Origin of the sequence: Cryomorpha ignava, assembly GCF_010686655.1 — a bacterium.
Lineage (GTDB): Bacteria > Bacteroidota > Bacteroidia > Flavobacteriales_D > Cryomorphaceae > Cryomorpha > Cryomorpha ignava.
Genome location: NZ_JAAGVY010000033.1, coordinates 1 through 12,991 on the forward strand (window position 1 = coordinate 1; position 12,991 = coordinate 12,991).

Annotated in this window: 11 protein-coding genes; 5 read left to right on the forward strand and 6 right to left on the reverse strand. The window is 41.0% G+C overall.

The annotated features are described in order from the left end of the window. Positions 1-106: 106 nt before the first annotated feature. From G3O08_RS14825 to G3O08_RS14845, 5 genes are all read right to left on the reverse strand, one after another. Positions 107-733, reverse strand: a complete 627-nt coding sequence (locus tag G3O08_RS14825; protein ID WP_163286172.1) for a hypothetical protein — start codon at positions 731-733, stop codon at positions 107-109. 239 nt (positions 734-972) lie between these two features. Next, the gene (locus G3O08_RS14830) at positions 973-1,512 is read right to left on the reverse strand and encodes a CvpA family protein (protein WP_163286173.1); all 540 of its coding nucleotides are present in this window, start codon (positions 1,510-1,512) and stop codon (positions 973-975) included. Next, the gene (locus G3O08_RS14835; RefSeq protein ID WP_163286174.1) at positions 1,512-1,919 is read right to left on the reverse strand and encodes a hypothetical protein; all 408 of its coding nucleotides are present in this window, start codon (positions 1,917-1,919) and stop codon (positions 1,512-1,514) included. Before G3O08_RS14835 ends, G3O08_RS14830 begins: the two co-directional genes overlap by 1 nt. A gap of 20 nt (positions 1,920-1,939) precedes the next feature. Beyond that, complete coding sequence (lipB, locus tag G3O08_RS14840) at positions 1,940-2,653, reverse strand: lipoyl(octanoyl) transferase LipB (RefSeq protein WP_163286175.1); 714 nt, start codon at positions 2,651-2,653, stop codon at positions 1,940-1,942. Further along, a complete protein-coding gene (locus G3O08_RS14845; RefSeq protein ID WP_163286176.1) occupies positions 2,654-3,661 on the reverse strand; it encodes a bifunctional phosphoglucose/phosphomannose isomerase in 1,008 nt (335 codons plus the stop codon). A gap of 739 nt (positions 3,662-4,400) precedes the next feature. Here G3O08_RS14845 and lysS point away from each other — a divergent pair. Continuing rightward, positions 4,401-6,125 (forward strand): lysine--tRNA ligase, encoded by a 1,725-nt coding sequence (gene lysS, locus G3O08_RS14850; RefSeq protein ID WP_163286177.1) that lies wholly within the window; start codon positions 4,401-4,403, stop codon positions 6,123-6,125. 676 nt (positions 6,126-6,801) lie between these two features. On the opposite strand, the gene G3O08_RS14855 is transcribed toward lysS, so the two are convergent. After that, entirely contained in the window at positions 6,802-8,712 is a 1,911-nt protein-coding gene (locus G3O08_RS14855) for a peptidylprolyl isomerase (RefSeq protein ID WP_163286178.1), read from the reverse strand. Between the two features lie 69 nt (positions 8,713-8,781). Between G3O08_RS14855 and G3O08_RS14860 the strand changes: the two genes are divergently transcribed. From G3O08_RS14860 to G3O08_RS14875, 4 genes are all read left to right on the forward strand, one after another. Beyond that, on the forward strand, positions 8,782-9,780 hold the full coding sequence (locus G3O08_RS14860) for an NAD(P)H-dependent glycerol-3-phosphate dehydrogenase (RefSeq protein ID WP_163286179.1): 999 nt from the start codon (positions 8,782-8,784) through the stop codon (positions 9,778-9,780). A gap of 152 nt (positions 9,781-9,932) precedes the next feature. Then, the gene (locus G3O08_RS14865; RefSeq protein WP_163286180.1) at positions 9,933-11,411 is read left to right on the forward strand and encodes a DUF4301 family protein; all 1,479 of its coding nucleotides are present in this window, start codon (positions 9,933-9,935) and stop codon (positions 11,409-11,411) included. A 193-nt stretch (positions 11,412-11,604) separates the two neighbouring features. After that, positions 11,605-12,132 (forward strand): hypothetical protein, encoded by a 528-nt coding sequence (locus tag G3O08_RS14870; RefSeq protein ID WP_163286181.1) that lies wholly within the window; start codon positions 11,605-11,607, stop codon positions 12,130-12,132. A 64-nt stretch (positions 12,133-12,196) separates the two neighbouring features. Then, positions 12,197-12,991 carry a hypothetical protein gene (locus tag G3O08_RS14875; protein WP_163286182.1) on the forward strand — a complete coding sequence of 265 codons (795 nt, stop codon included), beginning with the start codon at positions 12,197-12,199 and terminating at the stop codon, positions 12,989-12,991.

A 12,991-nucleotide genomic window follows, 5' to 3' on the forward strand; every position in this document is an offset into this window, starting at 1 on the left:
CCAAAACCGATTTTGGAACAACCATTAACAATATCCCAAATATCAAACGGTTAAATCAATTTCTTGAGGAAGATTAAAAGAATAAATATCATGTTTTAGTGTACTTTTAGATGTGCGAAACTTTAGTTAGTATGAACATCTCTTCTGCAACCCCAGAACCTTCAATATATAAAGAATAGGTTTCTGGCGAGTCACCTTTTATATATACGGAACCATTAACATAGAGGTCATGCTCATCAAAAAAGTCTTCAGTATTTATGCCAACCTTCCCATTGGGTGAGAGAGAAAGAGGAACCTTATTGTTATTTGTATTTTTAAAGCGAAGATTTTTGTTGGAACTGGTTCTCCATGAAAATTCAGGTTGAGTACCGGAATAGCTTAAATTTATTTTGTTCGTACTATTGTAGAAAATACCTGCACTACCTCCTATTGAAAGTGCTTCACCCCCATTACTACCGTCATAAGCTATTCTGGTTTTACCTCGGCCATCTATTGAGAAAAGGTTGCTCTCGGGATAGACGTTCCAATTATATCTTTTAATTCTTAAGGCATATTCCGGATTCGAAATAAAGTAGCCTCCTCCGACGATTCCAACTTGTTCTTCAACAAGGTCTATTCTGAGTGCAACTCCTTTGTCTTCAGACTCAACAATATGGATTGCTGCTTCGGGTTTGTCTTGATTTATACCCATTCCATTACCACCTGTTGTTGTAAAAGTTTGGTTATTCGGCACGAAAACTTTGTCCTGACCAAAAGTAAAGATTGAAATGAATTAAGCAAGAAATAGTAAGAGATTTCATAGTCTATTAAGTTAAGATTGAACCACAAGATACACCGCAAATGTGAATTTGCAAAATTTAACGATCAAAAAATTGTTTATTTCAATCTAAAAACAGTACGACGGGGGGGGGGTAATACATTGGATAACAGGCAAATATGGCCGGAAAAATATTTGAGTTATTTTTGGCAAGCTCACAAACCCTCCACATTCTCTTTCAAATCCTCAAATCGTTTTTCTATTTCATCCATCCACGAGCGATCGTGTAAAATGGGAAATAGCTTTGGCGCAATAGAAGAAATTGGCTTGTAAAGCAGAGATTCCTGCTTCCATTTTGGAGAAATGAGTTTGTCAGTAAGTGGAAATCCATTCAGAATGAAAAATAATCCGCTTACAATCAGCGCAAATTTCAAAGCTCCGAAAAGCAAACCAAAAAGTTTGTTTACCAGCCCGAGGGCTACCATTTTTATAACGCCTTCCAGCACTTTTCCAAAGATAAAGACGACTATGACGATAAGAATAAACACAATTGAAAAGGCAAGCACAAGGCTCATTCGCGGGTCGGTATTAAATTCGGCTTGCAAATATTCACCGGCCATATCGCCAAAAGCCGCTGCTCCATATATTCCAAGCACCAGTGCCATCAGGGTGCAGAGCTCTATGATTAGTCCGCGCTTAAATCCGCGATACATGCCCCAAAGGATGGGTATGGCGATTATTAGATCAAGATACATTAGCTAAGCAGAACTCCTTTTTTCCCAATGATGGGCACATCTGTTAAATTTGATGTTTGAATGCTCTCGGCTACAAAAACGTATTTTTTATCGAATATTTCCTTTCCGATGTAAAAACTTACCCAATACTGATTGCTAATAGCAAAAAGCTCAGGCATAATAGTCTCTATTTTGGCGAAACCCATTGCTGGAATTACTTCTACATAATGCCTTAATTCGCTGGTCTCTACTTTGTCTTTATTCAAAATTCCGTAGCCTTTTGATGACACCAGTACATTTTCGAGCGGCACATTTTTCTTGTTAATCAAATAAATATACCATTCGTCTTCGTTCGTTTCAGCATTCGGCGTGGGTATAGCTGCGAGGGCAATATCTGAGACTCTTAGATTTGGAATATCCTTAATCATCGCATAGATTTTTGGTAAAATTAGGAAATTAGCTCCCAGCCAAACAAATGAGTAAGGTGGAATTGTAATTTTTCTTTTACCTCGTTCATATCCACAGGTCTATTTAATTCTTTTTCCATAGATGTTACTCCTTTATCGTCAATACCGCAGGGAATAATGTGATCAAAATACCCGAGATCTGTATTTACATTAAATGCAAATCCGTGCATAGTAACCCAGCGGCTGCATTTTATACCTAAGGCACATATTTTCCGGGCCAGCTGGGTATCATGCCCGTCAATCCACACACCTGTAAGGCCTTTTACGCGATCGGCCGATATTTCATAATCTCTTAAGGTGAGTATAACGGCTTCTTCGAGATAGCGGAGGTATTTATGAATATCGGTAAAGAATTGATCGAGATCCAGAATAGGATAACCAACAATTTGTCCCGGCCCGTGAAAGGTAATATCGCCACCGCGGTTTATACGATGGTAATCAATTTGTTTTTCTTGCAGTTCGGCTTCCGCCAAAAGCAGATTTTCGGGTTTACCACTTTTGCCGAGTGTATAAACTGGAGGATGCTCGCAGAATAGGAAATGGCTTTGCGGATAGCTTTCCGGAAGGGCATTGGTTCGCAGAACAATTTTTTGAGCAATCGTTTCGCTGAAAAGCACTTCTTGCAGATCCCAGGCATCGTTATATTTAACGATACCCAGATCCTTGAATTTAACCAGTTTTTCGCGGTCGTTCACTTACTTTGCCAATTCGCTTTTTAAGTAGTCAATCACTTCAATTTCAAGTGGATTCACCTGACGTTCCATAGCGAGATAGTACGATATCCAATCGCCGAGGTGAATGAGGTAATAAGCCCTTGCGATCCGCGAATTGCCTTTTGGATTCAGATCAATAACCTTATCAGTATAGCGACCAATTATTTCTTTGCTAAGCTCCATGCGTGTTGCCGTTCCCGGATGATCTTCGGGTGTGTGGATAAACAAAGCCGAAAAATTGTTTGATCCTCCTGCCCAGCCTACCAACTCATTGTGGTTCATCTCCGGTAGCGAATGGTGCCAGCAAAGCATTTTGGCATTTTCATTTATCTGCTGGCGCAACCTTACGGCCAAGCCTTCACTTCGCGTTTCTGAGTAAATAACCGGCGTTGTATTGGCTATTTTATTGGCAATAGCCGCAGCTTCTGTTCGAATAAATCCCGCATCTTTTTTCAATAGATGAGCTGCTTCGTGCAATTCATCAATGAAGTACCCGTCTATTAATCCATAAGCTTGCAGCACAAAAAATTGCTGTACAGAATTGTATCCAAAGCTGGTACGAGGGGGCTGACCTCCCGGAATTTCGATGCAATTATAACTCCGCTCCCAGCAAAGTTGCTTTAGCTTTCCTCCCGCGGTAATGGCCGCAATCTGAGCGCTGTGTTGAATGGCTTCGCCAAGTGCGCTCAAGGTCTCTTCCGTATTTCCGCTGTAGCTTGTTGCCACAAAAAGAGTGCGTTCATTTACCCATTTAGGAATGCGGTAATCATTAACAAGCGTAACCGGAACGGCACATTTATCCCACACAAGTTGCGAGACTATTTTGCCGCCTATACCCGAGCCGCCAAGCCCCACAATTACTACATTATCAACGTCATCTGTTTTGAAATTTTTAATGGCTTTGGTGCCAATTTCAATTGCCTCAATCATATTTTCAGGAAACTGCACAATGTAGTTTTCCATTTCTGCCAGTGCGGTACTTAGTGCCATAGACTTTTAATCTGTATAAAATAACACGCGAAGATATTAAAGATACCCTTATAAACGGATGTAAGTCAATATTAAAAAACGAGAATTTTCTATATGGTGAGCGATAACTTGTCATATTCACGCTTTTTCGTTGTCGGGCCGTGCTGACGACTAAATGTTAGCCCATCATGATAAACGCAGACCCGAAAGGTTTTGGTGGTAAGAGGCGATTAAAGAAGTGATGAGATCGAAACTTTGGGGTCTTTAATTTGGCGGAAGGGGAGTTTGAGACAAGCTATACTGCTACTTTTAGTGTAGAGACCCCAAAGGAGAAAAAAATACAATTCCATACGCACGCCCTTTGCTTGTCGGGTCGGGCTGACAACTAAATATTTACTTATGAGGGCCAAATAAAGGAGAAAAAAACACCTTTTCATACGCACCCCCTTGGTTGTCTAATCTCTATACACATCTTTTGACATCTCATTTACTTGGTAAAATGTAGAGGTGAAGAAATATGATAACGTTAGAATCTCTATCTCAATAAATCCATTTCTACATTAACTCAAATCACTGGTTATCAATGCACGGGTGCGGGAAGGTGTTGATGAACAATTGTTTCTAAGGTCTGAACACCAAAAGACAATATTCGAGTACGATATGTATAGAGATTAGCTTGGTTGTAAGTTCTTGCCCTCGACTTAAAATTAACCATCTAGCAAACGCCTCTAAAAATCATATCTTTGCCAAAATTTTTACAATGAGCAGTGCACCTTTAAGCGAACAGGAAGCGATTAGACGTCAGACTGTAGACGCCATCCGAAAAATGGGAATTGATCCCTATCCACCCGAAGAAGTAGAAGTAACCCATACTTCAAAAGACATAAAAAGCCGATTTACCGAAGGAGAAAAGGAATGGGAAGAGGTAAAGATTGCGGGACGACTCATGTCGAAACGCGTTATGGGAAAGGCTTCATTTGCAGAGATTCAAGATCAATCCGGAAAAATTCAGCTCTACTTTAATCGGGATGAGATTTGTCCGGGCGAAGATAAATCGGTATACAATGACCTGTTTAAGAAACTGATAGATCGCGGCGATTATATTTCGGCCGAAGGGTTTGTGTTTAAAACGCAAGTGGGTGAAACGTCAATCCATGTAAAGTCATTTACCCTTTTGAGCAAATCGCTTAAGCCACTGCCATTTCCCAAAACAGATGACGAAGGAAATGTACACGATGCCTTTACCGATCCCGAGCAGCGATACCGACAGCGGTATGTTGACTTGACGATAAACACAAAGGTGCGCGACACTTTCGTGAAACGCACCAAAGTGATAAATACCATGCGCGATTATTTTAATGAGCGCGGATACCTGGAAGTTGAAACACCGATTTTGCAACCTATCCCTGGCGGAGCGTCGGCAAGGCCATTTGAAACGCATCACAATGCGCTCAATATGCCATTGTATTTGCGAATTGCCAATGAGCTCTATCTCAAAAGGCTGATAGTTGGTGGATTTGAAGGTGTTTATGAATTTGCCAAGAGCTTCAGAAATGAAGGAATGGACAGAACCCACAATCCTGAATTTACAATGATGGAAATTTACGTGGCTTACAAAGACTACGTGTGGATGATGGAATTTACGGAAAGCCTTCTCGAAAAAATCGCGGTAGAAGTAAATGGCAAATCCGAAGCGGTGATTGGCGAGAATACCATCTCATTTAAGACCCCTTTCCGCCGCCTTACAATGATTGATGCGATTAAAGAATATACAGGAGTGGATATCGCCGGAATGGATCAAGCCGACCTGAGAAAAGTATGTAAAGACCTCAACATCCCGATTGAAGATAGCATGGGGAAAGGCAAACTAATCGATGAAATTTTTGGTGAAAAATGTGAAGCCAATCTTATTCAGCCTACTTTCATTACCGATTACCCAATTGAAATGTCGCCACTTTGCAAAAAGCACCGCGACAACCCCGAGCTCACAGAGCGTTTTGAGTTGATAATCAACGGAAAAGAAATTGCCAATGCTTATACAGAATTGAATGACCCGATAGATCAACGCGAGCGTTTTGAAGATCAGCTAAAACTTTCTGAAAAAGGCGACGACGAAGCCATGTTTATCGACAACGATTTCTTGAGAGCGCTTGAGTATGGAATGCCGCCAACATCAGGGCTGGGTATCGGAATAGATAGACTGGTAATGCTTATTACCAACAACACTTCCATTCAGGAAGTGCTTTTGTTTCCACAAATGCGTCCTGAGAAAAAAGTCAAAAACGACACGCCTGAAGATTTCGAAAAAGCCGGAATTCCAAAGGAATGGTCAGCCCACGTTATTGCAGCAGGCTTTACCAGTGTAAAAGATTTGAAAGCCGAAAAAGCGACGGTAGTTCACCAGAAGTTAAACGGTTTTAGAAAAAAGAATAAGCTTGATATTGCTGCGCTTCAGCTTGATGAGGTTAGTGCTTGGCTGGGTTGAGCTCTTGGTTATTTGTTTTTGGTTTTTAGAGATGATGCTTTTTTGTAAGCACGCTCTCAAACGCTCAGTCTACCACGCTTTTTAGCGTGGCGTCTCGCCATGCCTGCGGCTTGGTATACTACAGGTTGTTAACTCTGGCGTCTCGCCAGGCTTGACTTACGGAAATGTGAAATGCAATATCAGGATTTTGAATATCAAGATCTTGATGCGGTTATTCGTCCAATTGAACCTGGCGAGACGCCAGACGAAAAGACCCCAAGCTCAAAAGCTTGGCGACTGCGATATGGTGACGTCGGTCGAAGAGTCCCAAGTCAAAAATCTTGGCGATTGGCCTTTTGGTTACTGAGAACCAAAAACCAAGAACCAAAAACCCCCTCAAGATTCCAACCTTAGCACCATATCTCTCGAAATCCGATAATTATCATACAGCGAAAAACTAACCAAAAAAATGCCAAAGGTGGCAAATAAAAGCAACCATTTTTCGGTATGCATGCTGTGGTAAAAAACTGCAAGGTCGCTTATTGCGAGCATGTTAAAAAGAAGCAAGTTCTTATTTCTGATTGTACGTAGTTGTTCAAGGGGGAGTTTTTTGAGGTCATCCACGTTCATATATTCTTCTGTTAAATAGCAGAGTTTTTACGCGTAGATGGCTTTATAGTTACAAGATCCAGATTGTTTACTGAGTGTAATTAATCCGCACCGAATCTATTCTGGTGCCTGTAGTAATATCTGTCAAGCCTTCAATTCCCTCGGTAAGGGCGCCAAAAATGGTATAGCGTCCGTTAAGGTGCGGAGTGGGAATATGGGTAAAGAAAAACTGACAACTTTCGGTATCTTTTCCGGCCGAGGCAATACCAGCTACGCCTGTGCCGTATTTGAGTGGCGAAAATTCTGACCTGATGGTATAATCGGTGCTTCCATATCCATCGCCTCGCGGGCCGCCACCCTGGCTTACAAATACGGGAACAATCCTGTGAAAATAAGTTCCGTCGTAAATTCCTTTTTCGGCAAGAGCGACAAAATTTGATACCGTGCCCGGGGCATCTTCTATTAATAATTTCATCGTTAAGGGTCTGCCGCCAATATAAATATCTGCGGAAGCTTCGGTAGAGATTTTGGCAACCAAATCCCAATCAACATTATGTGTAAAAGGAATTGATTCCGGCATATATATTTCACCTTTCATTTTGGCAATAACCTTTTGCAATCCGTTTCGGGTTTCGGCGTCGCCTTCTGTTTGAAAATTTGCCAGAGAAGTCTCAAATGCTCCGATCGAAATTTTTTCAGGATCGTAGAATTCAGGTTCCAAAAAAGCATTGGCATAAAGATAGGTTTGTGCCAGAAGACCTTTTTCCAAGGCGGTTTTTGCCTCGCTGTAAAAAAACGGTTTCCAGTTTTCAAATTTTTCAGCTCCTATAATTAAACCTTCGGCAGCAGCCGTACCCAATGGAGAATCTAGCGAACTGTATTGTTGTAAAGTGTCTATAGCAAAACGAATGTGCCCTAGATTTTTAAAGAATACAGCCTTTTCTACATCGTTTTTAAACCGCACACGATTCCAGAGTTCCAGTCCTTTTTCCCTGAGCGAATCATTGGCTAAGAATGCGGTAATAATTGAGGCTCTCACTTCGGGAACCGGAGAAGTAATGGCAATTTGATCTAATTTTTTTAAATATGCGCTGTCCCATTTGCCCGAAAGGCGATTGGCAGCATTCATTGCTACCCACGCCGAACCATCTTCGAGTGCACTTGCAATAAGTTCTTGAAAATGGAGCGAATTTCCATCGGCTACAGCCAAAATAGCGGAAGCTCTGGGTCGTGGATCAATGTCTTTTCCGGCGATTTGAATAAGCACCTCATCCACATTATTTATATGCCGCATAGCCATTACTGCTGTTGCCCGCAATTCAGGATTAGGATCTTCGAGAGCAATTTTTTCAATCTCTTCCCTGTAATCTGAAAGATCAAAATCTTTCTGTCGGCTAAGTGTGTTTAAGGCGGCGAGTCTAGTATCTGTCTCGCGCGATTTTAGGTGAGCAACCACCACTTTTAAATGCTCTCCTTTGAGGAGGTTGCGCAAAGTAGCCTGATAAATCCCCCACATTTTTCCCGATTCTTCCAGTGCAGTAGAGGGCTCGTGGAAAATAAGGTACTCAAGTGCATTGGCATTCGCCGACTTGCCAATCGCCTCAAGAAGTTCGGCTTTAATTTCGGGAATAGTTGCTTTCTTAAAGGCCTTTTCGAGTGCCGGAAGTGATGTGGTGTCGCGATACTGCCCTACTGCAAAAGCAGCAAACATGCGCACATAAGGTACCGGATCGCGCATTAGTTTGTATAAACTTTCTAAAGCAAGGGTATCTTGCACAGATCCCATTGTACGCGCATAAGCCATTCGATAGGCGGCTGTTTCGCTTTCGGCAAATGGAGCAAGAAGGGCGTATTTCCGCATATCAGCCGCGTCGTATATCAGCCTGAGCTCAGAATCTGTAAAGGCATTTTTGCCCGAATCATCTCTGTTTTTAGAATCTGAACAGCTGAAAACGATGATAATCAACAGTATGATGGAACTGAACCGGAATATGGGCATGATCTAAGCTTATAATTTGACCCCGAATCTAATAACATTTCTATCTTTAGCGGATTAAAATTTAGCCTAATGGCATCAGATAAACGTATAGGAGTAATTGGTGGAGGTTCTTGGGCTACGGCTTTGGCAAAAATTGTTTCTGACAGGAACGATACATTTAGCTGGTGGATGCGCAACCCCGAATCAGTAGAACACATTAAAAAGTATTACCACAATCCCAAGTATTTGCGGGCTGTAGAGTTTGATGTGGACAGAATTAATATCACTTCAAACGTTCAGGAAGTGGTAGAAAATTCTGATGTGCTTATCGTAGCCGTTCCATCTGCTTTTGTGCACGCATCGCTAAAAGACGTACCCAAAGAACTTTTTGAAGGGAAAATAATTTTCTCTGCGATTAAAGGGATAATTCCCGAAATTCAGTCTATTCCGGCGCGTTATTTCTTTAAAACCTTTGGCGTTCCATACGATAATATTGGAATAATTTGCGGCCCCTGTCACGCCGAAGAGGTAGCAATGGAGCGACTCTCGTACCTTACATGTGCAAGCATGAATGAAGAGAATGCGAAGCTTATGGCAGAAATGCTCTCTACGCGCTACGTTAAAACTTCAACAAGCGACGATCTTTTTGGGGCTGAAATAGCTGCGATTTTAAAGAATATTTATGCCATTGCAGCCGGAGTTTGTGGCGGCCTTGGCTATGGCGATAATTTTCAAGCCGTTCTGCTTTCTGCGGCTATTATTGAAATGGAGCGTTTTCTTGACAAGCTAAACCCTTTTCACCGCGATGTGAAAGAACCGGCTTATCTGGGCGATTTGCTCGTAACGTCGTATTCAAAATTTTCAAGAAACAGGACTTTTGGCTACATGCTTGGTAAAGGATATTCTGCGAAAGCTGCCCAGCTAGAAATGGATATGATTGCCGAGGGATACTATGCCACGAAAAGTGTCTATGAAATGAACCACAAATTTGATGTGGATATGCCAATTGCAGATGCGGTTTACAATATAATTTACGAGCGTATTTCGCCGGTCATTGAAATTCGAATTTTGGCCGATACGCTGGGGTAGATAAGTGCAGAATGCACGCAGTTGAGTTATCACAGAGAGATAAGTAGAGATTCAAAAGCGCTGAACTACGTTGATTTTTTCATCTTCAATTTTTCAAAATGGTTTTTATGGCTACTTTTAAAGCCAATCAGAGAAAATTTAAACTGCCCTTTATGAAACAGAATTTAGATAGCAAGGATATTGAAGTCCTGCGAGCACGCGGAATTTCAGAGAAAAATTTTGAGGAATATTACGGGATTTTAAAGTCGGGCTATCCCTTCATTTCGCTGTCGGCCAACTGTGCTGCCGATAAAGAGATAAAGCGGTACAGTGAAAGTGAGAGCCGCGAGTTGCGAAATTTGTATAAAAACGAAGATCACCTCAAAGTATTGAAATTTGTGCCCGCCAGTGGTGCCGCCAGTCGAATGTTTAAAGATTTGTTTACAGCACTCGAAACCGGGAAATATGCCGAAAATGTAAATCAATTTTTTTCAACTTTAAAGGATTACGCTTTCGCGGAAGAATTACTTAAAAGAGCCGGATTAGAACAAAAAGAAACATTCTCACCTGAAGAGAAAAAGAAGGTTTTAGAAACGATGCTTTTGCCGAAAGGCATGGATTATGGCGCTTTACCGAAAGGGATAATCAAGTTTCACAAATACTGCGATGGGCATGTACGAACCGCCTTTGAAGAGCATTTTCACGAGGCGGCCATGTACGCTCAAAAAAACAATACATGCCATTTGCATTTTACGGTGCCGGTAGATAATGTTGAGCTTGTTAATGCTCACTTACAAAGCCTGAATAAATGCCTAAGCAGAGAGTTTAATGCCACATTTAATGTTGAAACGAGCATACAAAAAGCAAATACAGATACGCCGGCTATTTATGAAGATAGTGGCGAGTGGGTGCGCATTAATGAAACCGAATTTTTATTAAGACCAGCAGGTCATGGCGCCCTTCTTGAGAACTTAAATGATCTTGACGGGGATATAATCTTTGTAAAAAACATTGATAATGTAGTACCCGACAGATTGAAACCTATTACAGTTGAGTACAAGGAATTGCTTGCAGGAATGCTCTTAAAAGCACAGAAAGCTGTTTTTAAATTCCTGAATGCAATTGATAAAGATGACTTTGATAAGAATGAATGTAGTGCATTCGTTTCAGAATGGTTTAACTATGACATTTCAAAACTAAGCCTTTTAGAGATTAAAACATTGCTCAACAGACCTATACGCGTTTGCGGGATGGTTAAGAATGAAGGTGAACCCGGTGGCGGGCCTTTTATTGTAAATGATGGAGATGGCATATCATCGCTGCAAATCGTAGAAGGAGCACAAATTGATTCGAACGATTCAACACAGGCCAATATTGCCAAAACGGCTACCCATTTTAATCCGGTCGATTTGGTAGTTGGAATAAAAGATTACCGTGGAGAGAAGTTTAATTTACTGGATTTCAGAAACAACAATACCGGCATGGTGGTTAACAAAAACTATCAGGGTAGAAATATTCGCGCACTTGAGTTGCCTGGTCTTTGGAATGGCTCAATGCACTTTTGGAATACCATTTTTGTTGAGGTTCCAATCGAGACTTTCAATCCGGTAAAAACGGTATTTGATTTGACACGAGATACGCATAGGGGCTAAAGGATTGATAGCGGATTTAATAGCAGCTAATTGAAAGTTTGTTCTTGCATAGGTAGTGAAAATAGCTGCCACTAATGTGGTTTGCGGCGTACAGAAGTTATGGCATCCATCTCCCACTTAGATAAAGGCCGCAATTACCCTGAACCGTAACAGAAACGTGATTCTTTCGTTTAAGGAAAGTCAATAACTCCCTATGAAGTATATTACCTCCATATTCGTTCTCCTTATTTTTTCTTCAGCTTGCTCTACAAACGATAATGATCTGCCCGAAAAGGCAGGTAAAAACCAAGAACCAGAATTTGTTTTAGTAGATTTAAGTGAAGGGGGCGGATTACCACTTGTATTAAAGCTTGACCCTGGATCTTCAATTGAAATGGATGCGCGATGGAATTCGGCATTTGGCAGAATGGAGCTTTCTAACGCGCACGGTGTGAGTATTTTTGTATTTGAAGATACACTTTCTTGTGCGTCAAAAAAAGAGGAGATAGAAGGTGGGATTTTTGATATTTCATATATCATTGAGACGGATACTTTAATCTTTTACAAATCTACACTGCCCGATGGATCAACTCCTTACTGGCACTTTTTTGCATCGTTTCCAATTGGGAATTCGCATTACGTTTTCGAAAACAATCCGCTGGTAGAGTGCACTGAGCATCAAATTAAAGCGATGACTGCCCTTGTGGGAAAGATTGGCGGATTAAAAAAGGAAGCACAATAAGATTGGACGGCATAAAAGAATTTGTATTTTTGAGTGCCAAATATGTAGTGTTATCGATATTTATATGAAAAAATTCTCCAAGCTTATATTCCTTTTTGCAGCCGTTTTCATTTTTGAAAGTGCCCATGCACAGACTTTAGTTTTGGACGGTATCTATCAGGGAAAAGACCTTTATATCAAAAACCCATTTTCTGGAAGTGGGGTTGGTTTTTGTGTCTTTGAAGTTTATGTAAATGGCGATTTAACCCGCGACGAGATCAATAGCAGCGCATTTGCGATAGATTTTAATATTCTCAATATTAAAGTCGGCGATCCAATCGAGGTTATTTTAAAGCATAAAAGAGGCTGCACCCCACTTATTCTCAACCCCGAATCTATTAAGCCGCACAGTACTTTTGAAGCTTCTGAAATCAAAGTAAGCAACAATATTCTAAGCTGGACAACGACCAAAGAAAGTGGATCGTTGCCATATATCGTTGAGCAGTTTAGATGGAATAAGTGGGTAAAGGTTGGTGAAGTTGAAGGAGTAGGAACTGCAGAAAGCCATTCTTATAAATTTCAATTATCGCCTTACAGTGGAGAGAATAAAGCACGGGTAAAACAAATTGATTATTCTAATGAGCCGCGCTATTCTGAGGCTGTAACTTATGATCCCAAGGTTTCGAAAGTAACTTTTACGCCTACTAAAGTTGATGATACGATCAATTTTTCGGCCAATACGAGTTATGAAATATTCGATCTTTATGGGGTTTTGGTAAAAACCGGATACGGCAGGTCTGTAGATGTTTCTAATCTCAATAAAGGAGAGTACTATTTAAATTACGACAGCTCTTTTGGTGAAACCTTTCGTAAAAAGTAA